The sequence below is a fragment of the Thioclava sp. JM3 genome (genome assembly GCF_002213185.1).
Lineage (GTDB): Bacteria > Pseudomonadota > Alphaproteobacteria > Rhodobacterales > Rhodobacteraceae > Thioclava > Thioclava nitratireducens.
Window position 1 is genome coordinate 345,627 of record NZ_NBOB01000003.1, and the last position, 21,117, is coordinate 366,743.

A 21,117-nucleotide genomic window follows, 5' to 3' on the forward strand; every position below is an offset into this window, starting at 1 on the left:
TTAGCGGCCTTCGCGGCGCGGGAGGCTGAGGGCATAGCGCCCCGGCCCCTGCGCCGCGAGGATCAAGAGGCCGCCGGCGATCGCCCAGTTCTTCACGAAGATCGTCACCTGCCACGGGTCGGCGCGCAGCTGCCAGTGAAACCAGCTGGTGAAGATGCAATAGGCGGCGAGGATGAGTGCCCAGGCCCGCACCTTCGGGCCGAAGATCAGGCCAAGCGCCGCGATCAGGTTGAACAGCGCCGCGGGCCAGACCAGCCAGCCGGGCAGGCCAAGCCAGCCGATCATTTCCTGCACCATCCGCGGGTCGCTGACTTTCTGCGCCGCGCCGCCGAGGAACAGCAGCGCGATCAGGATGCGGCCGATCAGGTTGAGCGCGTCGGACATGCGGGGCTCCCAAGTTTCGCGTTTACCTTTCAGCTACGAAATCTGTTGCGTGCGAGATCAGTCCCACCGATATCTAGGGAATGTTAAGGCTTTGTTCACTTCTGGTTCTCATCGCCTCGCCCGTTTTCGCGGCGACGGTCACGGGCATTCCACGCGTCGTCGATGGCGATACGCTGGTGGTTGCGAATACGCGGGTGCGGCTGTTCGGCATCGACGCGCCGGAGGCGAAGCAAAGCTGCAAGACGACGCAAGGCGTGCGCTGGGCTTGTGGACAGGCCGCGACGGCGGAACTGCAGCGGCTCGCGGGGCGGGGAGTGCGGTGCTCGGGTCACGAGCAGGATCGCTACGGGCGGCTGATCGCTATTTGCCGCGCCGGCGGGCGCGATCTCAACGCCGAGATGGTGGCCCGCGGCGCAGCCTTCGCTTACCGAAGATACGCGCTCGATTATGTCGGGCAGGAGGAGCGCGCGCGCCGCGCGGGTCTCGGCATCTGGCAGGGCGAAGCAAGGCGCCCAGCAGCGGTCCGCGCCGCGACCAAGGTACAAACCCCGCCGGGTAATTGCGCGATCAAGGGCAATATTTCCAAGCGCGGGCGGCTCTATCATCTGCCGGGCACGGGCTCTTATGCCGCGACGCGGATCAATACCGCCAAGGGCGAGCGATGGTTTTGCACCGAGGCCGCGGCAAAAGCGGCCGGATGGCGTCGCGCAGGCGGCTGACTTGATGCGCATCAAGGTGGCGCGAGTCGCGGTGGCCTAATGTCGGTCCGACAGCAAGGAAAGGGAGCGACATGGCCAATACGCCGCACACGCTGCAAGACGAATTCCCGACGAAACTCGATCGGATCCACGAGTTGAAAATCTCCAACGCGCATTTTGCAAAGCTGTTGGACGATTACGACACGCTGAACGATCGCGTGCACCGGGCCGAGACGAATGTGGAGCCGATGGACAGCCTCGCCGAGACCGACCTGCGCAAGCAACGCGCCGCGGTGAAGGATGAGATCGCGCGGATGCTGGGTACCGCCAACGCCTGAGTTGTATGGTAACGAGTGATTTTGGTGGGACGCCTCGGGGCTTCGGCCCCGGGGCGTTTTTCTATGCGATGTCGTAGGGCAGAAGGCCGCGATGGTCGGGATCGACATGCAGGCGGCGTTCCAGCGGCGGAACCGAGCGCTGGTGGCAATCCTTACGCTCGCAGATTCGGCAGGAGATCCCGATCGGCTGGTAGGCCTTGGGATTGCCAAGCTCCATATCGTCGGCATAGACGAGCCCCTTCGCGTGGCTCACCTCGCAGCCCAGACAGATCGCGTAGCGGCGGACTGGCGCGGTAAAGCTGCCGCCCGATTTCGAGACGTCGCGCGCGAGGCAGAGATAGCGAACGCCATCGGGGGTCTCTGCGAGTTGTCGCAGGAACTTAGTCGGAGTTTCAAAGGCTTGGTGGACGTTCCAGAGCGGGCAGGCGCCACCGAATCGGGCGAATTGTAGTCGCGTGGCAGAGTGGCGCTTGGTGATGGTGCCGGCTTGATCGACGCGGACGAAGAAGAAGGGAATACCCTTCGCGCCGGGGCGCTGCAGGGTCGATAGACGGTGGGCGACCTGCTCGATCGAGGCGGTGAAGATGTCGCAGAGTCGCTCCAGATCGTGGCGGGTGTCCTGCGCCGCTTCGAGGAAGGGGCGGTAGGGCAGCAGCGCCGCGCCCGCGAAGTAGTTGGCGAGCCCGATCTTGGCGATCGCCCGGGCCGTGTCGGATTGGAAGCGCGCGAGGTCGAGCGTCGCATCCAGCAAGTCGTTCTGGGTCAGCAACGCCACTTGGTGCAGCAATTGGAAGGCCTGCGTCGGCCGGCCCGCATGGGCGTTGATCAGAAGCCGGTTGCCGTCGCGCTCGCGCAGTTGCGAAATGTCGGAGAACTGCACGTCGAGACCGCGTTTCGCGAGGGTATCGATCGCATGAGGAATGGGCTCCAACCGCTTGCCATCACGACAGGAAAATCGTTCGGCGGCACGATCGACGGCGTCGATGTAATTGTCGCAATAGTGAAAGAAGTCGCGGACCTCTTCCCAGGGGGAGACCACCGTCTGTGCGCCCTCGCGGCCCAGGGCTTCGTCGAGCGAGGCGAGGCGTTCATGGGTCTGGCGGTAGGCGCGGTGCAGTTCGAGGAAGGACCGGGCGAGTGCAGGGGCGTTGGAGGCCGCGAGCCGTAGATCGGCCAAGGGCGGTGCGCCGTCGGAGAAGATCGGGTCGGCCAGTGCCTCACGCATGTCCGAGACCAGCCGCTCCGCATCGCCCGCCGAGAGCTCGGTCACGTCGAGGCCGAATTCGCTCGCCAGCGCCAGCACGACCTGCGCCGAGACCGGGCGGTGGTTGTTCTCCATCTGGTTGAGATAGGGCAGCGACACGCCGAGCCGCTCGGCGAAGGCTTTCTGGGTCAGGCCGAGCCGCGTGCGGGTTTCGCGCAGTTTCACGCCGGCATAGAGTTTCTGAGTCGCCATCTGCCCCTCCTTTTTGCAAAGAAATTTTTAGCTTTGCAAAAACCCTGCGTCAAATTTTGCCGGTTCTGAGCCGGCGTCATTGGATCAATCGTGGATGGTCTGCGATCGGTAGCGGGCTTCGCAGTTATGCAATTCGCTATCGCATGCTTGCCAATAATTTGCAAATTTTCTCGAATCCCCTTTGTAAGATTGTTGCCTTCGGAATAGGGTGCCGAGAAATTATGCGGAGGACCCTCATGAGAGACATCCTGAAGGAGCTGGAGCATCGGCGCGACGAAGCCCGCCTTGGTGGCGGCGAGAAACGCATCGAGGCGCAGCACAAGAAGGGCAAGCTGACCGCGCGCGAGCGGATCGAATTGCTGCTCGACGAGGGCTCTTTCGAAGAGTTCGACATGTTCAAGACCCATCGCTGCACCGATTTCGGGATGGAAGAGAGCAAGCCCTATGGCGACGGCGTCGTCACCGGCTGGGGTACCGTGAACGGGCGCATGGTCTATGTGTTCAGCCAGGATTTCACCGTCTTCGGTGGCTCGCTGTCGGAAACTCACGCCGAGAAGATCTGCAAGATCATGGATATGGCGGTCCAGAACGGCGCGCCGGTGATCGGCATCAACGATTCGGGCGGGGCGCGGATTCAGGAAGGCGTGGCGTCGCTTGCAGGCTATGCGGACGTGTTCCAGCGCAACATCATGGCCTCGGGCGTCGTGCCGCAGATCAGCCTCATCATGGGGCCCTGCGCCGGCGGTGCGGTCTATTCGCCCGCGATGACGGACTTCATCTTCATGGTGAAGGATACGTCTTACATGTTCGTCACCGGCCCCGACGTGGTGAAGACGGTTACGAACGAGCAGGTGACGGCCGAGGAGCTTGGCGGGGCCGCGACCCACACCAAGAAAAGCTCGGTCGCCGATGGCGCCTACGAGAACGACGTCGAGGCGCTGTTCGAGACCCGACGCCTGATCGACTTCCTGCCGCTCTCGAACCGCGAGAAGGCGCCCGTGCGGCCCTTCTTCGACGAGGTGGACCGGATCGAGGCGTCGCTCGACACGCTGGTGCCCTCGAACGCGAACACCCCCTACGATATGAAGGAATTGATCCTGAAGATCGCCGACGAGGGCGATTTCTTCGAGATCCAAAAGGACTTCGCGGGCAACATCATCACCGGCTTCATCCGTCTGGAAGGTCAGACGGTCGGCGTTGTCGCGAACCAGCCGATGGTGCTGGCGGGCTGTCTGGATATCGATTCCAGCCGCAAGGCCGCGCGCTTCGTGCGCTTCTGCGACGCATTCGAGATCCCGATCCTGACGCTTGTCGACGTGCCGGGCTTCCTGCCGGGCACCAGCCAGGAATATAACGGCGTCATCAAGCACGGTGCGAAGCTGCTGTTCGCCTATGGCGAGGCGACCGTGCCGAAGGTCACCGTCATTACCCGCAAAGCCTATGGTGGCGCCTATGACGTCATGTCCTCCAAGCACCTGCGCGGCGATTTCAACTACGCCTGGCCGACTGCGGAAATCGCGGTGATGGGCGCGAAGGGTGCGGTCGAAATCCTCTATCGCTCGGAACTGGGTGACCAGGAGAAGATCGCCAAGCGCACCGCCGATTACGAGGACCGTTTCGCGAACCCGTTCGTGGCGGCCGAGAAGGGTTTCATCGACGAGGTGATCCAGCCGCGTTCGACGCGTCGCCGGGTGGCCCGCGCCTTCGCGGCGCTGCGCTCGAAGAAGCTGTCCAACCCGTGGAAGAAGCACGATAACATCCCGCTCTGAGGAGGCGCATGACGGGCAGGTCGAGGATCGCGACGCTCTTGCCCGGCGCTCTCGCCGGGCTGGCGCTGGCGTCTTCGGCGCCCGCCCAGGAGCTGCGGGAGGTGACGCCAGTGCCCGATTACGGTGCGGTCATGCATCCGGGCAACCTGGGGGAGGATCTGGGGCCCGGCGACGGGCCGGAGGGGACGAAGGGCGATGCGATCCCGGTACCGTCTGGGCAGAAGGTCTGGTGGGTCGACGTGATCCACAACGAGGCCGGACCGGACGGGCTGACCTATCGTTTCCGCTTCCTCGCGCCGCAGATCGGAGGGCCGAGCCCGATCTCCTCCGATATCGCGCTGAAGGATATCGAGGCGCTGTGCAACGGGTGGGTGGTGCCGCGCCTGCCGCAGCCCGGTCCGGAGCCCGCACAGGTGATGGTGAGCCTGTCGGACCAGATCGTGCCGTTCGGCGAAGCCGCCCCAGAGGTGGTGCAATATTTCGACAGCTTTTCCGTCGAGGATGGAAAATGCGTTTGGGAGTTTTTCTGATGGCCGTGGCCAGACCCGCAGATCACAGCTTGGAAGGCAGGATGCCGGAGCGCGCGTTTGTGCAGACGCTCACGGCAAGATCGCGCTTTCGTGAGCGGGATTTGCGGGCTAACCTGCCCTTGGGGAAAGCGATTTCGGTCCCCGCGTTGAAACGGGTCGTGCCGAACCTCGCCCAGATCGGGGCGCGCGCCCCCCTGGACAGGAGAACGACATGTCGAAAGCTCTCATCGCATTTGGCCTCGTGGCCTTCGTCGCAGCCTGCGCGCCCAAGCCCGAGCCGATGCCGGTGGCCGTCACCACCGAGCCGACCTATACCGGCAAGTACAAGTGATCTGCGTGCGGGGCAGGGCGGCAGCCACCGCCTTGCCCCCACGATCCCTGCCGAGAGGGCGGCGTTTTGCAATACGCCATACGGTTACCTAGCGGAAATTTCCCTTCGGGAGTACGCTCTTAGCCATTCGATAACAGAATGGGGGAGAGTGAAATGGTCCGAATTTCTCTGGGCGCCGTCGCCTGTGCGGCTCTGCTTGTGGGCTGTGCGCCCAAGCCGGAGCCTGCGCCTGTCACCGTGGAACCGGTCTATACCGGCAAATATGGCGGTCCCGTCGCAAGCGGCAGCAGTTGCCGACCGACCGGACGGCTCGTCGACTCGCAATACCCGGCTTCCGTGCCCGACTGTCCGCTGCAATGCGGACCGTTCGAGACGGCGGTGGCAGCGACAACGCAGCGACCGGCGCAATGCGTCCCCGAGCAGCGCGGTGGCTCGAGCGAGCGCCAGCCGACGACGCCTGGCACGCCACCTTCTTCGACCGACCCAACCGGCGGGAACCAGACCCGAACGGGTCAATAATGAAGGCGTAACGCAGAAACTCAGCGCGCGCCGTCCCAGCAACTTCAAAGCGGAGGGCGCGTCATGCTGAAGCATCGCGGTTTCCCGTCGCGGCTACCCTCGACGGATTATCAATTCACCATTCGCCGCGCCAACAAGAAGGGCGCGACGAAGATCATTCGGCGTGAACGCTACGCCGATCGCGGTCATGCCGATCGCAAGGCTGATGCGGGCTTCATGGCCGCGCTCTGGGCGCATTTCGGCGAAGAGCCGTTCGAGCGCGGCAATCTCGATGCGGGCCGGTTGAGCTGGCTCTTCGGGCGCGAAGTCGTGCCTGCCGAGGACCCGTTCGACCCCGAAAGCTACGAGGCGCTTCTCAAGATCGACGTGAAACGCGCGGAAGCCTCCTTCCCGGAGGTCTTCGCCGATCCCGACGCCTTCACCTTCGACGATGACGAGGATGAGGATTGGGCATGATTTCGCTGATGTCCTGCGCGAAATGGCGGCATGCCGCCGAATCTCGGAATTGCAGGGATTTCGCCTTTGCAATCCGCGATATGCGCAGTCACATTGAGGAGGCAAGCCGTACTGTCCCCAACACCCGCGGCTTGTGTAATATCCCTACCCCTTCCCTATTCCTGCGGCCTGATCTTATGGTCGGGCCGCAGTTTTTTCCTTCGGAAGGTCAAGGGGCTGCCTGCAGAGATGTGAAGGGCAGTGGCGATAGCTCGCCGATGGGGTCGGACCTCGCGTTTTCGCCGTTGGCTTTTCACGGGGCCGCGATAAACTCGCGTCCAATCATAACCGCTATTGGAGGCAGTTTCCCATGCGCAAAACCCCGATCCTTCTTCTCCTTGCCGGTCTCGCCCTCGCAGGCTGCATGCAAACCGACGGTCAGCGCGCCCTCGCCGGTGCGGCCGGCGGCGCGATCATCGCGGACGCGACCGACAACAACGCGCTCACCGGTGCGGCTCTCGGCGCGCTCGCGGGCACCTATTGCGACGACGCCGGCGTCTGCCAGCGCTCCTACTAAGCACATCCGCGCGGCTCTGACCGCGCCCGATCGCTATCCGACCGCCATCGGGGCTGCTCGCCCCGGTGGCGGTTTTTCTTTTGTCTCACATCATGAACACGACACGCGGGGCGGGGGGATGCCCCTCCCGCACCGGAAGGGAAGGGCCTGACATGTTCAAGAAAATCCTGATCGCCAACCGTGGCGAGATCGCCTGCCGCGTCATCAAGTCGGCGCAGAAGATGGGGATCAAGACGGTCGCCGTCTATTCCGATGCCGATGCGCAGGCGCTGCATGTCCAGATGGCCGACGAGGCGGTGCATATCGGTCCGCCGCCCGCGAACCAATCCTATATCGTGATCGACAAGATCATGGATGCGATCCGCCAGACCGGCGCCGAAGCGGTTCACCCGGGCTACGGCTTCCTGTCGGAGAACAAGAAATTCGCCGAGGCGCTGGAAAAAGAGGGCGTCGCCTTCATCGGCCCGCCCTCGGGCGCGATCGAGGCGATGGGCGACAAGATCACCTCGAAGAAGCTCGCGAAAGAGGCCGGCGTGTCGACCGTGCCCGGTTACATGGGGCTGATCGCGGATGCCGATGAAGCGGTGAAGATCTCCGACGAGATCGGCTACCCGGTGATGATCAAGGCCTCCGCTGGCGGCGGCGGTAAAGGCATGCGCATCGCGTGGAACGCCGAAGAAGCCCGCGAGGGCTTCCAGTCGTCGAAGAACGAGGCCGCGAACAGCTTCGGCGACGATCGCATCTTCATCGAGAAATTCGTTACCCAGCCGCGCCACATCGAGATTCAGGTGCTCGCCGACAAGCACGGCAACTGCGTTTATCTGAACGAGCGTGAATGCTCGATCCAGCGCCGCAACCAGAAAGTCATCGAAGAGGCGCCGTCGCCTTTTCTCGACCCCGAGACCCGCAAGGCGATGGGCGAGCAGGCCGTCGCCCTGTCGAAAGCGGTGGATTACTGCAGCGCGGGCACGGTGGAATTCATCGTCGATGGCGAGAAGAACTTCTACTTCCTCGAGATGAACACCCGTCTTCAGGTGGAACACCCGGTCACCGAACTGATCACCGGCATCGACCTCGTCGAGCAGATGATCCGCGTGGCCGACGGTGAGAAGCTTCCGATGAAGCAGGAAGATATCGGCATCAACGGCTGGGCGATCGAGAGCCGCCTCTATGCCGAAGATCCTTACCGCAACTTCCTGCCCTCGATCGGGCGTCTGACCCGCTACCGTCCGCCGGTGGAAGGCAAGACCGCGTCGGGCGGCATCGTGCGCAACGATACCGGCGTCTTCGAAGGCGGCGAGATTTCGATGTTCTACGACCCGATGATTGCCAAGCTCTGCACCTGGGGCGAGACCCGCGACGCGGCCATCGAAGAGATGCGCCTCGCGCTCGACAAGTTCGAGGTGGAAGGCATCGGTCACAACCTGCCGTTCTGCGCCGCGGTGATGGATCACGAGCGCTTCACCTCCGGCAACATCACCACCGCCTTCATCGAAGAGGAATATCCCGAGGGGTTCGCGGGCGTCACGCTCGACGAGGGGATGCTGCGCAAGGTCGCGGCGGCCACGGCGGCGATGGAGCGCGTGGCCGAGATTCGGCGCACGAAGATCTCCGGCACGCTCGGAAATCACGAGCGCAAGGTCGGCGTGGATTGGGCGGTCTCGCTGCAGGATGAGGATTTCAAGCTGAAGGTGAATGCGGATCGCAACGGCTCCACCATCGTCTTCGAGGATGGCGAAGAGATGCGCGTCGAGAGCGACTGGACCCCGGGCGACCCGCTGGCCGAACTGACCGTGAACGGTGCGCCGCTGGTCCTCAAGGTCGGCAAGATCCCGATGGGCTTCCGCATCCGGGTGCGTGGCGCCGATCTGAAGGTCCATGTCCGCACGCCGCGCCAGTTCGAGCTTGCGCAGCTGATGCCGGTGAAACTGCCGCCGGATACGTCGAAATTCCTGCTCTGCCCGATGCCGGGTCTCGTCGTGAAGATCTCGGTCGAGGAGGGCGCGGAAGTGCAGGAGGGTCAGCCGCTGGCCACTGTCGAGGCGATGAAGATGGAGAACATTCTGCGCGCCGAGAAGAAGGGCATCGTGAAGAAGATCAACGCCGAGGCGGGCGCGAGCCTTGCCGTCGACGACATCATCATGGAGTTCGAATAAGTGACGCCCGCGCCGTGGCATAGGGAGGCCGGGCGACCGGCTCACCCCGCCACGGCGGGGCACGATCTATTGGCGCGCGGTGGTGTGCGGGGATGTGGTCAGAAACCGCGCTCTTCGCGGATCTCGTCGCGCCGGATCGGCATCTTGTCGATCGAGCGGATGATCTCGCGCGCATCCCACGGGGCGGGCTTGCGCAGGTTCACCGTGCCGTCCTTCGCGATGATGACGAGGGAGAACCCGCGCGGGCGCAGCTTGCGCCGCACGTCGCTCGCCGGATCGGGCGTGGTGTCGGTGATGACGACGACGTCGCGTTGGGCCAGTTCCGACCAATGCTCTTCGAGGTACCGGATCTGTTCCTTGAAGGCCGGGTCGAGGGGGCTGTCGGCGAAGACCACGATGGGCCGCTTCTGCCAGACGAGTGCATCCAGATCCGCGTCCGCCCCATCGACCGGCGCGAAGGGGGGCGTGACCTCGGGCTCTGCCACGGCAAGATTGACGGTGCTGTCCTGGGCTGCGACCGCGAAGGGCGTCAGCGCAAGAAATGCAGCGAGTCCAAGGGATAATAGACGGGTCATGGGCTCCTCTCTCGTTCCAGATATATGCGCGGCGGACCTCTCGCACCATGGCGCGCGCTACGAATTTTCGCGAAATGCGGCCTTTAAGCGCGCCGCTAGGAACAGCGGTGCAGACTGGCGCCGGGGGGCGGGGCGTGCGGCGAGGTGCCGCTTGGGCCTGCTGTCGTGGGAAGCGGATATGCGAAACGCCGACGCACCGGAGGCGGGCGAGGCGCGCCGGATGCCTTTCGATAGGGTGCCGTGCGCGGATGGACACCCGCGATCTGGGACATATGACCGGGCTGCGCCACGCGCCGCCGGGACTGAATTTCGTGGAAATGACGGCCGAAGATGCGGGGAAGACACCCGCCGCGGCGACAGTGGAAGAAGGATTTGGCCATGACGGACAAGAAAGAGGACTGGCGCAAGCTCGCCGAGAAGGAACTGCGTGGCAGGCCGTTCGAGGACCTGACCTGGAACACGCTCGAAGGGATCGCGGTCAAGCCGCTTTACACCGAAGAGGACGTGGAGGGGCTCGACCATCTAGGCACCATGCCGGGCCTGTCGCCCTTCACGCGCGGGCCTCGTGCGACGATGTATGCGGGCCGTCCGTGGACGATCCGGCAATATGCGGGCTTCTCGACCGCCGAGGAGTCGAACGCCTTCTATCGCAAGGCGCTCGCTGCCGGGCAGCAGGGCGTGTCGGTGGCCTTCGACCTGGCGACCCACCGCGGCTATGACAGCGATCACCCGCGCGTCGAGGGCGATGTCGGCAAGGCGGGTGTCGCGATCGACAGCGTCGAGGACATGAAGATCCTGTTCGACGGCATCCCGCTCGATCAGATTTCGGTCTCGATGACGATGAACGGCGCGGTGATCCCGATCCTCGCCAACTTCATCGTCACCGGCGAAGAGCAGGGCCATGACCGCAGCGTTCTGTCGGGCACGATCCAGAACGACATCCTCAAGGAGTTCATGGTCCGCAACACCTACATCTATCCGCCCGAGCCCTCGATGCGGATCATCGCGGATATCATCGAATACACCTCGAACGAGATGCCGCGGTTCAACTCGATCTCGATCTCGGGCTACCACATGCAGGAGGCCGGCGCGAACCTCGTGCAGGAGCTGGCCTACACGCTGGCCGACGGGCGCGAATATGTTCGCACGGCGATCAAGGCGGGGATGGATGTCGACAAGTTCGCAGGCCGTCTGAGCTTCTTCTTCGCGATCGGGATGAACTTCTTCATGGAGGCCGCCAAGCTGCGCGCAGCACGCCTGCTGTGGAGCCGGATCATGGAAGAGTTCGAGCCGAAGAAGCCGCAAAGCTCGATGCTGCGTACGCACTGCCAGACTTCGGGCGTCTCGCTGGCCGAGCAGGATCCCTATAACAACGTGATCCGCACGGCGTACGAGGCGATGTCGGCAGCGCTGGGCGGCACGCAGTCGCTGCACACCAATGCGCTCGACGAGGCAATTGCGCTGCCTACCGAGTTCTCGGCCCGGATCGCGCGCAACACGCAGCTGATCCTGCAGGAAGAAACGGGGATCACCAATGTGGTCGATCCGCTGGCGGGCTCCTACTACGTCGAGAGCCTCACGGCGGAACTGGCCGAGAAGGCCTGGGAGCTGATCGAGGAAGTCGAGGAGATGGGCGGCATGACGAAGGCCGTGGCCTCGGGCATGCCCAAGCTGCGCATCGAGGAAACGGCCGCCCGGCGTCAGGCGCTGATCGACCGGGGCGAGGATGTCGTGGTCGGTGTGAACAAGTATCGCCGCGAGACCGAGGATGAGCTGGATATCCTCGACATCGACAACGCGAAAGTGCGCGACAACCAGATCGCGCGGCTCGAGAAGATGCGCGCAAGCCGCGACGAGGCAGCCTGCGAGGCGGCGCTGGCCGAGCTGACGCGCCGCGCCTCTGAAGGTGGCAACCTGCTCGAAGCGGCGGTGGAAGCTGCCCGCGCCCGGGCCTCTGTGGGAGAGATTTCAATGGCGATGGAAAAGGTGTTCGGACGTCACCGCGCCGAGGTGAAGACGCTCGCAGGTGTCTATGGCGCGGCCTATGACGGCGACGAGGGTTTCGCACAGATCCAGAAGGACGTTGAGGCCTTCGCCGAGGAAGAGGGCCGCCGCCCGCGGATGCTGGTAGTGAAGATGGGTCAGGACGGCCACGACCGCGGCGCCAAGGTGATCGCGACGGCCTTTGCCGATATCGGCTTCGACGTCGATGTGGGCCCACTGTTCCAGACGCCGGAAGAAGCCGCGCAGGATGCGATCGACAACGATGTCCACGTGGTCGGGATTTCGTCGCAGGCGGCGGGTCACAAGACCCTCGCGCCGAAGCTGATCGCGGCGCTGAAAGAGAAGGGCGCCGAGGATATCATCGTGATCTGCGGCGGCGTGATCCCGCAGCAGGATTACGACTTTCTCAAGAAGGCGGGCGTGAAGGCGATCTTCGGGCCGGGCACCAATATCCCGTTGGCCGCGCGCGAAATTCTCGACATCGTGCGGCAGGCGCGGGCCTGAGGGCGAGGGGGCTCTGCCCCCGCGCTGACGCGCCCCCCGGGATATTTGGTCAAGCCCGAACTTCGACCTTGATCGGTCTTAAGTGGCGCGCGGGGGAACTCTGCGCGCCGCCGTTCATTCAAAATATTACAACGATTTAATCACAGGCCGGATTTGCGCGGGTGCATTTCCGCCGCAGCGCGGCTAAACTTGAACCATGGACAGGCCCATTTCTCTCTGGTCGCGCATCGCGCAAGCACTCTCCGCTCTCGGGCGGGGCGAGGCGTTGTCGACCGTTTTCGACAATCTGCGCCAGCCGCCGGAGCGTTCTGTCGCCTTCACCATCGCGGTGATCGCACTCGGTGCGAAGATGGCAAAGGCGGATGGGCAGGTGACGCGCGACGAGGTCGCGGCGTTCCGGCGCATCTTCCAGATCCCGCCGGAAGAGGAAGCAAATGCCGCGCGCGTCTTCAACATGGCGCGCACCGATGTGGCGGGCTTCGACGCCTATGCCCGCAAGATCGCCAACATGTTTGGTCCCGGCGCGGACGTTCTGAAAGACGTGCTCGAAGGGCTGTTCTTCATCGCGCTGGCCGATGGCGATTACCACGAGGGCGAGGATGCCTTCCTGCTGGAAGTCGCGCGGATCTTCGGGCTGGAGGAATGCTGTTTCCGTGCGATGCGCTCCGCCTTCGTGGAGGATGCCGATCCCGATCCGTGGTCGGTGCTCGAGGTCGAACCGGGCACGCCGCTTCCCGAAGTGCGCAAGGTCTGGCGCAACAAGGTGCGCGAGGCCCATCCCGACCGGGCGATTGCGCGCGGCCTGCCGGAAGAGGCGGTGCAGCTGTCGCAGGCGCGGGTGATCGCGCTCAACAAGGCCTGGGAGGAAATCCGCGCCAGCCATGCGGACGCCTGATGCGGATCGCCACTTGGAATATCGAGTGGTTCAACAGTCTTTTCGACCGTAACGGGGCGCTACTCGACGATGATCAGTGGTCGGCGCGCTACAATGTGACGCGCAGCCAGCAGACCGGGGCGATCGCGATAGTGATGAGCGCGCTGGAGGCCGATGTGCTTCTGGTGGTCGAGGCGCCCGACGACAACCACCGCCACAAGACGGTCGATATGCTCGAAGCCTTTGCGGAGCGCTTCGGGCTGCGTCAGCGGCGCGCGCTTCTTGGCTTTTCCAACGACACGCAGCAGGAACTGGCGTTGCTCTACGACCCCGATGTCGTGACGGCGCGGCATGATCCGCAAAGCTCGGAGGCGTGGCCGCGTTTCGACGGCAGTCTCCGGATCGACCTCGATATCGATGCGCGGATGGATACGGTCACCTTTTCCAAGCCGCCCCTGGAAGTCGTTCTGGGGACGCGGTCCGGGGAGGTGATGCGGATGATCGGCGTGCATGTGAAGTCGAAAGCTCCGCATGGCGCGACGAGCCTGGAGACAGCGACCCGCATGGCGATCGAGAACCGGCGCAAGCAGCTGGCACAGTCGATCTGGATCCGGGGCCGCGTGGAGGAGCATCTGGCGGCGGGCCACAGCCTGATCGTGCTCGGCGATTTCAACGACGGTCCGGGGCTCGACGAGTACGAGAAGCTGTTCGGGCGCTCGGGCGTCGAGATCGTCGCGGGCGAGGGTGGGCCCGACGCGGTGCGCCTCCGCGACCCGCATGCGCGGCTGTCGAAAGCCCATCATACGGCCGCCGCGCCCAGTTCCGCGCGGTTCTATCTCGTGGATCAGAAGCAGTATTTCTCGGCCATGCTGGATTACGTGATGCTCTCACCCGATCTGGCGGCGCGGACGACGGCGTGGAGAATCTGGCACCCGTTCGACGATCCGCATATCTACCGCGTGCCCGAGCTGCGCGAGGCGCTGTTGCAGGCCTCCGATCATTTTCCCGTCTCGGTCGATATCGACTGAGCGAGGGGCGTGATTTTCGTCCCGCTTCCGCGTAGGATCGGAGCCATGAAACAGCCGCTCGTCATCGCTCTCTCGTTCGCCCTTCTGGCCACGCCCGTCTCCGCGCAGGATGAGGGGGGCGACGCTGGCGGCGATGTCGATCGCGGATTCTCCTTGTTGCAGGAAGGGGCGCAGACGCTGTTTCGCGGGCTGATGGGAGAGATGAAGCCGCAGCTCGACGAGATGCAGAAAGGATTGGGGGAGGCCGCGGCCCAGTTGGGGCCGAAGCTGCGCCAGTTCCTCGCGCTGGTCGACGATATGGCGAATTACGGCGCGCCCGAGCGCCTGCCCAATGGCGATATCATCATGCGGCGCGACCCGGATGCGCCGCCGCCGCCGCCCCTGATGACCGAGCCGCCGGAGGATGCGCCGCAAAGAGACGACCCGAAGCAAGGCGGGCCGATTGAAATCCCGGAGGGCGGGATCGAGCTCTAATCCGTGATAATCGGATCGGCCTTCAGCGCGCCCGCGAGCGAGCGGAAGCGCGACTCGGCGACCTCGCCCATCAGCGCCTTGCCGCGCTTGGTCAGCTTCAGCTCCAAAACGCCCTTCTTGGCGGAATATTTCAACTCGCCCGCATCGGCGGGGCTGTGGGTCGCGAACATCGCGCCGAAGCGCATCGCCTTGCCCAGAACTTCCGCCTCCTGGATCTGCTCTTCGGTCAGCAGCGGCAGGAACGGCTCCAGCCGCGAGCCGTTGCGCGAGTTCTTGTAGCGGTGCAGGAGCGCCACGCCGAGCCAGATCCGCTCGGGGTGGGACATGGCTGAATAGTTCGCTCGGGTGACGTTCTCGAAACAGGCCTCGGCGCGGTAATCGGGATGGGTGCGCCACGTCGTGTCATGCAGCAGGCAGGCCGCGCGCACGAGGCGGAATTTCTCTGGCGGGAGCGGCCCGAAGATCGGCTCGATGAAGGCGTGGAGCTTCTTGCCGAAGCCGGGCATCCGGCTCATCACGCGCTCGGTATGGCGCGCGGCCTCCACCAGCGGATCGCGGCGGCGCAGGCGTTCGGGCATCTGCTCGTAAAGCAGCCCTTCGCGGATCCCGTAGGCGGAGACGTCGATCTCCTTGGGCTGGAAGGTCGCGATCAACTCGCGCAGCACCTGGCTCGCGAGCGGGACCAGCTCCATCCGCGCGGCGGAGGTGCCGGTATTGGCGCGCAGCTTCTCGAGGTCGGACTTGCCGATCCAGTCGATCGTCTCGCCCAGCTCGTCGGGCTTCATCCGGTATTCGTGCATCACCAGCAGCGGATAGTCGCGCCGTTCCATGTCGAGACGCGCGATGGCGCGCCACGAGCCGCCGACGAGGTAGATGCGTTCATGCTCGGTCCCGACCTTCTCGGCCAACTCCTGCATCGTCGCCTGAATATGCGCGGTGATGGCCTTCTTGCCGCCCGCGATCTGCTGCAGGCGGAAGGGGCCGAGCTGCGAGGTGGCACGGCGCCAGACCTTGCCGCCGCGAATCTCGGCCAATTCCATCGAGTTGCCACCGATATCGCAGACGAGGCCTTCGGCCTCGGGCCAGCCAAGTAGCACCCCTTGCGCGGAAAGGCGCGCCTCTTCGAGCCCGTCGACGATATGGACCTTGAGGCCGGTCTCTTTCTCGATCTTGCGGTGAAACTCGGGGCCGTCCTCGGCGTCGCGCATTGCGGCGGTCGCGACGCAGGTGAGCGGGCCGATCTCCATCCCTTCGGCGAGCGCGGCAAAGCGTTTGAGCGCGATCAGGCCGCGCTCGCGCCCCTCGGGGTTCAGCTGGCCAGTCTCTGCGAGACCTTGACCGAGACCCGCCATGACCTTCTCATTGAAGAAATAGGCCGGGCTGCGCGCCGCGCCGTCGAACACCACCATCCGGATCGAGTTCGAGCCGATATCGACGACGCCGACGCGCGAGAGCGCGCGCACGGACGGATCGTCGAAGAGAGGTTGGCCGAACGGGTCCCAATCGTCGCTGTCATCGAGTGCCGGCGCCGCTTTGTCTTTGCTCATGTGCCCGTCCGTTCGAGTCGTTCGACCCCAAAGCTAGGGCTAGTCGAAGCTATGGGCAAGTTCGGGAACATCGCTTGCCCCAGCGGAACCGCGACCCGAGAGCGAGGGGTATTCCATGAAGAACCGGTGGCAGGAGAACAGGTCCTCGCGGTCGTCGGGCAGGTGGCGGATGAACTTGCCGTCGGGCTGCAAAATCCAGCTTTGCGCCTCGTCGGCCATGTTCGCCGCCATGATCTGGCTGACGATCTGCGCCTTCACCGTGGGGTTCTTGGCCTCGACCAGCGTCTCCACCCGGCGGTTGAGGTTGCGCCCCATCCAGTCGGCGGAGGAGAAGAACACGCGCGCGTCGTTCGACGGCAGGGCATGGCCATTACCGAAGCACACGATGCGCGAGTGTTCGAGGAACCGCCCGACGATGGATTTCACGCGGATATTCTCGGACAGGCCCTTGATGCCGGGGCGGATGCCGCAGATGCCGCGGATCACGAGCGAGATTTTCACCCCCGCCTGCGAGGCCTTGTAGAGCGCGTCGATCACGTCGGATTCGATCAGCGAATTCATCTTCGCCCAGATCGCGGCGGGTTTTCCCGCCTTGGCGTGTTCGATCTCGCGGTCGATCAACTGCAGCAGGCGCGGCTTCAGCGTGATAGGCGAGATCGCGATGTTTTCGAGACCCTCGGGCTGCACATAGCCCGAGAGGTAGTTGAAGACCTTGGTCGCATCGCGCCCGAGCGCGGCATCGCAGGTAAAGAAGCTCAGATCGGTGTAAATCTTCGCCGTGATCGGGTGGTAGTTGCCGGTGCCGTAATGCGTATAGGTCACGAGATGGTCGCCCTCGCGGCGCACGACGGTCGAGATCTTGGCGTGGGTCTTGTAGTTGATGAACCCGTAGACGACATGGGCGCCTGCGCGCTCCAGCCGCCGCGACTGGCGGATATTGGCGGCCTCGTCGAACCGGGCCTTCAACTCCACGAGCGCGGTCACGGATTTGCCATTCTCCGCCGCCTCGCAGAGCGACGACACGACGGGGCTGTCTTTCGACGTCCGATAGAGCGTCTGCTTGATCGCCAGCACGTTCGGGTCGTTCGCCGCCTGATCGATGAAGCGCACCACCAGATCGAAGGTCTCGTAGGGATGGTGCAGAAGGATATCCTTCTGCTTGATCGCGGCGAACATGTCGCCTTCGTGGTCCTGCACGCGTTCGGGCACGCGCGGCATGAAGGGCGGCCAGAGCAGATCGGGGCGCTCGCCGAGGATCAGTTCCTTCACATCGGCGATGCCCACGAGGCCCTTTTCCTCGACCACCTCTTCGGGATCGACATGCAACTCGCGCATTACCAGCGCCTGCAGGTCTTCCGGCGCGCCCGGCGAGACCGACATGCGGATGACCTGACCGCGGCGGCGGCGCTTCAGCGCGGTCTCGAACTCGCGCACGAGGTCTTCGGCCTCGTCCTCGACTTCCAGATCGCTGTCGCGCAGCACCCGGAACGAGCACGAGCCCACATCCTTGTAGCCCGGGAAGAGCGAGCTCAGATGCAGCATCAGAAGCTGCTCGAGCGGCAGGAACCGCGCCTCGCCCGGCAGGCGCACGAAGCGGTCGATCTGGGCCGGGATCGGCAGCAGCGCCTGCAACCGGCGCTGGTCGCTTTCGCGCTCCAGTTCCAGCGCGAGGCAGAAGCCGGTATTCGGGATGAAGGGGAAAGGGTGGGCCGGGTCGATCGCCAGCGGCGAGAGCACCGGGAAGACGTTGTTGAGGAAGTGATCCGACAGGAAGTCGAGATCGCGCTTGGTCAGACGCGAGCGGGTGACGACATGGATGCCCTCGTGATCCATCTCGCGCTTGAGCGCTGACCACGTCGCCTGCTGCGTGTCCATCAACCGCCGCGCGTTGGCGTTGATCTTCTCCAACTGCTCGGCGGGGGTGAGCCCGTCATCGGAGGGGTTCACGTTGCTCTCGCGCACAAGCTCCATCAGGCCCGCGACGCGCACGGTGTAGAATTCGTCGAGGTTGGTGGCCGAGATCGACAGGAAACGCACGCGCTCCAGCAGCGGCACGCGCGGGTTGCGCGCCTCTTCCAGAACCCGCCAGTTGAACGCCAGCCAGCTCAGTTCCCGGTTGAAGAAACGACCGGGGCCGCTGATCTCCGCCTCGGGCAGCGTGATCGGCGTGGGGAAGGGGGTCTTGAGGAAATCTGCTTGGGTCATGGCGCGCTTATCGTTGGATTTTGTAATGGCTCCATGACAGTTTGCGCGGCTCAATCGAGACTGTCCAGAACCTCGGCGGCTAGTCTTTGCGTGATCGCGCGGCGCTGTGCGAGTGCCTGCCGATCGAGCGCCGCGACCAGTTTGCGCGCGGTCGCGAGAGAGCGGTCCATCCGCGTCACCAGCCAGCCGATCAGGTTCGGCGGCACGGTCAGTTGCCGGTCGGAGAACAGCTTCACCAGAACGGCCGCCAGCAGCGCGTCATCGGGCGGCGTGATGCGCACCGTCGCCGTCGCTTCCATCCGGCTGATCAGGTCGGGCAGGCTCAATCCCCAGTCGCGGGGCGGTGTGCGCGCGGTCAGAAGAAGCCGCCCGCCTTCGGCCTGCATCAGGTTGTGCAGGTGAAAGAGCGCGCGTTGCCCCGCCTCGTCGGCGCCGAGCGTTTCGGCCCGCTCGATCACGGCGGCGCCCTTGGCGACCAGCGCGGGGGCCATATCTTCGGTGAGATTGCGGGCGGGCAGAATCTCCGCGCCTTGTTCGTCGGCCCAGATCGTCGCGAGATGCGTCTTGCCCGCGCCCTCCGGCCCGATCAGGATCATCCGGCCCAGCGGCCATGCTTCGGGCGCGTCGAGGGTCGTCACCGCCAGCGCATTGGCTGGGGAGATGAAGAAGTCTTCACGCCCCTGCGCGGAACGCAGGTGAAGCGGGAAGGTCAACTGCTCGGCCATTCTCAGTTCTCGTGTTCGGTCGTCTCGGTCGCGCCCGTCACTTCCCCGGTCTCCTCGTTGATCAGGGAGATCGGCGGATGGGCTGTTGGCTCGCGCTCCGTTTGCCCTCGGTAAAGCGCCCCTTGCAGATATTGGTCGATGAAGAAGCGCGCAACCACTCCGATCACCGCAGCGACGGGAACGGCGACCAACATGCCCACAAAACCGAACAAAGTGCCGAAAGCGGACAGCGCGAAGATCAGCCAGAGCGGATGCAGCCCGACCGAATCGCCCACGAGTTTGGGAGTGACGAAATTGCCTTCGAGAAACTGGCCGAGCACGAAGATGCCCGCCACGATGCCGATATTGAACCACTCGCCCCAGAACTGGAACAGCGCGAGGCCGATGGCGAGCGTTCCGCCGATGATCGCGCCGATATAGGGGATGAAGGTCAGCGCGCCGGCGACCGATCCCACCAGCAGCCCGAAATCGAGCCCCGCCGCCATCAGCGCGATCGCGTAGAAACCGCCGAGCACGAGGCAGACCGTGACCTGGCCGCGCACGAAGCCCGAAAGCACCCGGTCGATGTCGCGCGCGATGGTGCGGATCGTCTGGACGTGATCGCGCGGCAGCCAGCCATCGATCTTGGCCACCATCCGGTCCCAGTCGAGCAGCATGTAGAAGGCCACGACCGGCACCACGACGATGAAGACGACGACGTTGACCAGCGTCATCGCCGAACTCAGCAGAGTCGCCGCCAGCTCGCCGCCCCGCGCCTTGATTGCGCTGCCGAGGCTGTTGAGCGTGTCGTTCACGACCGAGTTCTGCAGGAGGTTGGGGAACCGCTCGTTCAGGAAGGCCTGCAACGACGACAGAAGATCGGGCGCCAGCGCAACCAGCTGCGCCAGCTGACGCGCCAGCATCGGCACCACGGCCAGTGCAAGGATCACGAAGATCAGCACCGTCACCAGCCCGATGATCGCGGTGGAGGCCGCGCGGCTCAGGCCAAGCTTCTCCAGCCGGTCGGCCAGCGGGTCGAGGAAATAAGCGATCGCGCCGCCCATGATGAACGGCAGGATGACATTTCCCAGCCACCACAGCGACAGGACCAGCACCAAGGCGGCGACGGACCAATAGGTGACTTGCTGGCGGGCAGGCAGGGCCATGCGTGGTCCTTCTCGGCGGTGCGTTCGTTCTAACGTGGCGAAATGCGGTGGGAAATCAAGGCTAGGATCGCGTCTTGAAAGACTTTCAACGGAAGCCTTCAGCGGCGAGCGCGTGAGGCGGGGCGCGGTGTCGATCCGCAGTGGCGGCGTGTTCGGGGCTTCGGGGAAAGGTTCTGCGCAGTCCGGGGCGGGCGGTCCCGCGCCGAGAATTGACGTGAGGGATGGCATTCTGCTTCGGGAGAAGACTTTTGAGCGCCCGGAAAGCGCGTTAGGCTCGCCATACTTCAGAGGTTGAAATATTTTGAAGGCATCGATGCACTGCCATTACAAAGACATTCTTTCTCGTATCGCCACGCCACCCGATTGGTTCGACGAAAATGCTGTGCCGCGTTGGGGGCGGTTCTTGCCGTTTTCGGTGGCGAATTTCTATGCAAAGGAGACGGCCTTGGCCGAGATCCGGTGCCAAGCTTGCCAGCGGATATTTCAGGTGGCCTTCTCTGAACTAAACATGCAACCGCCTCGGCTAAAAAAGGAACTGGGGGAAGAGCATGCGCGACTTGCCGAGGTCATTGAGGCGAAACTCCTGCATTACGGAGACCCACCCAATATAGACTGTTGCAGTTCCGGGCCGACAATGAATTCTGTGCCGCTGAGGGTGCTCGAATACTGGCATCGCCCGTCGACCCCTTACCATCTGCCGCGCGAGCAGTTCTCCCGCCATCAAGCAAACACTCTAGAGACGAAGGGTTGGGTACGGGATCCGCGCTACGAAGTCGCCCTGCGCGGTTAGTCATCTTGCCCAACGCCCCCGTTTCCTCTAGGCCAAACGCAACGTCTGACACC

The 21,117-nt window shown here is 64.2% G+C and carries 20 protein-coding genes; 13 read left to right on the forward strand and 7 right to left on the reverse strand.

The window, feature by feature from the left end:
- Positions 1–384, reverse strand: coding sequence for a DoxX family protein (locus B6V73_RS07585; RefSeq protein WP_088720260.1), 384 nt, complete (start codon positions 382–384; stop codon positions 1–3).
- An 80-nt stretch (positions 385–464) separates the two neighbouring features.
- Here B6V73_RS07585 and B6V73_RS07590 point away from each other — a divergent pair, with 80 nt between their 5' ends.
- Together B6V73_RS07590 and B6V73_RS07595 are read left to right on the forward strand one after the other, a co-directional pair.
- The gene (locus B6V73_RS07590; RefSeq protein WP_088720261.1) at positions 465–1,103 is read left to right on the forward strand and encodes a thermonuclease family protein; all 639 of its coding nucleotides are present in this window, start codon (positions 465–467) and stop codon (positions 1,101–1,103) included.
- A gap of 71 nt (positions 1,104–1,174) precedes the next feature.
- Positions 1,175–1,420 carry a YdcH family protein gene (locus B6V73_RS07595; RefSeq protein ID WP_088724922.1) on the forward strand — a complete coding sequence of 82 codons (246 nt, stop codon included), beginning with the start codon at positions 1,175–1,177 and terminating at the stop codon, positions 1,418–1,420.
- Between the two features lie 61 nt (positions 1,421–1,481).
- Here B6V73_RS07595 and B6V73_RS07600 read toward each other — a convergent pair whose 3' ends face one another.
- Positions 1,482–2,876 (reverse strand): helix-turn-helix transcriptional regulator, encoded by a 1,395-nt coding sequence (locus B6V73_RS07600; RefSeq protein WP_075775533.1) that lies wholly within the window; start codon positions 2,874–2,876, stop codon positions 1,482–1,484.
- Positions 2,877–3,112: 236 nt separating this feature from the next.
- On the opposite strand from B6V73_RS07600, the gene B6V73_RS07605 reads away from it, so the two are divergent.
- The 6 genes from B6V73_RS07605 (at position 3,113) to B6V73_RS07630 (ending at position 9,193) form a co-directional block, all read left to right on the forward strand.
- Positions 3,113–4,645 (forward strand): acyl-CoA carboxylase subunit beta, encoded by a 1,533-nt coding sequence (locus B6V73_RS07605; protein WP_075775532.1) that lies wholly within the window; start codon positions 3,113–3,115, stop codon positions 4,643–4,645.
- An 8-nt stretch (positions 4,646–4,653) separates the two neighbouring features.
- Positions 4,654–5,175: a DUF6497 family protein gene (locus B6V73_RS07610; protein ID WP_240496981.1), complete on the forward strand. Its 522-nt coding sequence runs from the start codon at positions 4,654–4,656 to the stop codon at positions 5,173–5,175.
- 484 nt (positions 5,176–5,659) lie between these two features.
- Positions 5,660–6,025, forward strand: a complete 366-nt coding sequence (locus B6V73_RS20430) for a hypothetical protein (protein WP_143597883.1) — start codon at positions 5,660–5,662, stop codon at positions 6,023–6,025.
- Between the two features lie 63 nt (positions 6,026–6,088).
- Entirely contained in the window at positions 6,089–6,481 is a 393-nt protein-coding gene (locus tag B6V73_RS07620) for a hypothetical protein (protein WP_075775531.1), read from the forward strand.
- A gap of 349 nt (positions 6,482–6,830) precedes the next feature.
- Positions 6,831–7,037 (forward strand): hypothetical protein, encoded by a 207-nt coding sequence (locus B6V73_RS07625; protein WP_075775530.1) that lies wholly within the window; start codon positions 6,831–6,833, stop codon positions 7,035–7,037.
- Positions 7,038–7,189: 152 nt separating this feature from the next.
- Positions 7,190–9,193: an acetyl/propionyl/methylcrotonyl-CoA carboxylase subunit alpha gene (locus B6V73_RS07630; RefSeq protein ID WP_088720265.1), complete on the forward strand. Its 2,004-nt coding sequence runs from the start codon at positions 7,190–7,192 to the stop codon at positions 9,191–9,193.
- A gap of 98 nt (positions 9,194–9,291) precedes the next feature.
- Here B6V73_RS07630 and B6V73_RS07635 read toward each other — a convergent pair whose 3' ends face one another.
- Positions 9,292–9,768: a DUF4174 domain-containing protein gene (locus B6V73_RS07635; protein WP_075775528.1), complete on the reverse strand. Its 477-nt coding sequence runs from the start codon at positions 9,766–9,768 to the stop codon at positions 9,292–9,294.
- A gap of 378 nt (positions 9,769–10,146) precedes the next feature.
- On the opposite strand from B6V73_RS07635, the gene scpA reads away from it, so the two are divergent.
- From scpA to B6V73_RS07655, 4 genes are all read left to right on the forward strand, one after another.
- A complete protein-coding gene (gene scpA, locus B6V73_RS07640; protein WP_075775527.1) occupies positions 10,147–12,276 on the forward strand; it encodes a methylmalonyl-CoA mutase in 2,130 nt (709 codons plus the stop codon).
- A gap of 208 nt (positions 12,277–12,484) precedes the next feature.
- Positions 12,485–13,171, forward strand: a complete 687-nt coding sequence (locus tag B6V73_RS07645; protein WP_075775730.1) for a TerB family tellurite resistance protein — start codon at positions 12,485–12,487, stop codon at positions 13,169–13,171.
- Complete coding sequence (locus tag B6V73_RS07650; RefSeq protein ID WP_088724924.1) at positions 13,171–14,178, forward strand: endonuclease/exonuclease/phosphatase family protein; 1,008 nt, start codon at positions 13,171–13,173, stop codon at positions 14,176–14,178. Before B6V73_RS07645 ends, B6V73_RS07650 begins: the two co-directional genes overlap by 1 nt.
- Before the next feature lie 45 nt (positions 14,179–14,223).
- Positions 14,224–14,652 carry an AAA+ family ATPase gene (locus B6V73_RS07655; RefSeq protein ID WP_206185570.1) on the forward strand — a complete coding sequence of 143 codons (429 nt, stop codon included), beginning with the start codon at positions 14,224–14,226 and terminating at the stop codon, positions 14,650–14,652.
- Here B6V73_RS07655 and B6V73_RS07660 read toward each other — a convergent pair.
- Genes B6V73_RS07660 through B6V73_RS07675 form a run of 4 tightly spaced genes read right to left on the reverse strand, consistent with a single transcriptional unit; the run spans position 14,649 to position 20,274 of the window.
- Positions 14,649–16,199 (reverse strand): Ppx/GppA family phosphatase, encoded by a 1,551-nt coding sequence (locus B6V73_RS07660; RefSeq protein ID WP_075775524.1) that lies wholly within the window; start codon positions 16,197–16,199, stop codon positions 14,649–14,651. The genes B6V73_RS07655 and B6V73_RS07660 overlap by 4 nt on opposite strands.
- A gap of 39 nt (positions 16,200–16,238) precedes the next feature.
- On the reverse strand, positions 16,239–18,404 hold the full coding sequence (locus B6V73_RS07665) for an RNA degradosome polyphosphate kinase (protein ID WP_075775523.1): 2,166 nt from the start codon (positions 18,402–18,404) through the stop codon (positions 16,239–16,241).
- Between the two features lie 50 nt (positions 18,405–18,454).
- A complete protein-coding gene (locus B6V73_RS07670) occupies positions 18,455–19,129 on the reverse strand; it encodes a DnaA/Hda family protein (protein WP_088724925.1) in 675 nt (224 codons plus the stop codon).
- Between the two features lie 2 nt (positions 19,130–19,131).
- Positions 19,132–20,274 (reverse strand): AI-2E family transporter, encoded by a 1,143-nt coding sequence (locus tag B6V73_RS07675; protein ID WP_077701263.1) that lies wholly within the window; start codon positions 20,272–20,274, stop codon positions 19,132–19,134.
- A 313-nt stretch (positions 20,275–20,587) separates the two neighbouring features.
- On the opposite strand from B6V73_RS07675, the gene B6V73_RS20435 reads away from it, so the two are divergent.
- Positions 20,588–21,064 carry a hypothetical protein gene (locus B6V73_RS20435; RefSeq protein ID WP_143597884.1) on the forward strand — a complete coding sequence of 159 codons (477 nt, stop codon included), beginning with the start codon at positions 20,588–20,590 and terminating at the stop codon, positions 21,062–21,064.
- Positions 21,065–21,117: the final 53 nt, after the last annotated feature.

Coding starts and splice junctions, on each gene's coding strand:
- B6V73_RS07610 (WP_240496981.1), top strand. CDS start 4,654: ATGACGGGCAGGTCGAGGATCGCGACGCTCTTGCCCGGCGCTCTCGCC.
- B6V73_RS07650 (WP_088724924.1), top strand. CDS start 13,171: ATGCGGATCGCCACTTGGAATATCGAGTGGTTCAACAGTCTTTTCGAC.
- B6V73_RS07620 (WP_075775531.1), top strand. CDS start 6,089: ATGCTGAAGCATCGCGGTTTCCCGTCGCGGCTACCCTCGACGGATTAT.
- B6V73_RS07670 (WP_088724925.1), bottom strand. CDS start 19,129: ATGGCCGAGCAGTTGACCTTCCCGCTTCACCTGCGTTCCGCGCAGGGG.
- B6V73_RS07590 (WP_088720261.1), top strand. CDS start 465: ATGTTAAGGCTTTGTTCACTTCTGGTTCTCATCGCCTCGCCCGTTTTC.
- B6V73_RS07655 (WP_206185570.1), top strand. CDS start 14,224: ATGAAACAGCCGCTCGTCATCGCTCTCTCGTTCGCCCTTCTGGCCACG.
- B6V73_RS07600 (WP_075775533.1), bottom strand. CDS start 2,876: ATGGCGACTCAGAAACTCTATGCCGGCGTGAAACTGCGCGAAACCCGC.
- B6V73_RS20435 (WP_143597884.1), top strand. CDS start 20,588: ATGCACTGCCATTACAAAGACATTCTTTCTCGTATCGCCACGCCACCC.
- B6V73_RS07630 (WP_088720265.1), top strand. CDS start 7,190: ATGTTCAAGAAAATCCTGATCGCCAACCGTGGCGAGATCGCCTGCCGC.
- B6V73_RS07635 (WP_075775528.1), bottom strand. CDS start 9,768: ATGACCCGTCTATTATCCCTTGGACTCGCTGCATTTCTTGCGCTGACG.
- B6V73_RS07625 (WP_075775530.1), top strand. CDS start 6,831: ATGCGCAAAACCCCGATCCTTCTTCTCCTTGCCGGTCTCGCCCTCGCA.
- B6V73_RS07605 (WP_075775532.1), top strand. CDS start 3,113: ATGAGAGACATCCTGAAGGAGCTGGAGCATCGGCGCGACGAAGCCCGC.
- scpA (WP_075775527.1), top strand. CDS start 10,147: ATGACGGACAAGAAAGAGGACTGGCGCAAGCTCGCCGAGAAGGAACTG.
- B6V73_RS07660 (WP_075775524.1), bottom strand. CDS start 16,199: ATGAGCAAAGACAAAGCGGCGCCGGCACTCGATGACAGCGACGATTGG.
- B6V73_RS07665 (WP_075775523.1), bottom strand. CDS start 18,404: ATGACCCAAGCAGATTTCCTCAAGACCCCCTTCCCCACGCCGATCACG.
- B6V73_RS07595 (WP_088724922.1), top strand. CDS start 1,175: ATGGCCAATACGCCGCACACGCTGCAAGACGAATTCCCGACGAAACTC.
- B6V73_RS07585 (WP_088720260.1), bottom strand. CDS start 384: ATGTCCGACGCGCTCAACCTGATCGGCCGCATCCTGATCGCGCTGCTG.
- B6V73_RS07675 (WP_077701263.1), bottom strand. CDS start 20,274: ATGGCCCTGCCTGCCCGCCAGCAAGTCACCTATTGGTCCGTCGCCGCC.
- B6V73_RS20430 (WP_143597883.1), top strand. CDS start 5,660: ATGGTCCGAATTTCTCTGGGCGCCGTCGCCTGTGCGGCTCTGCTTGTG.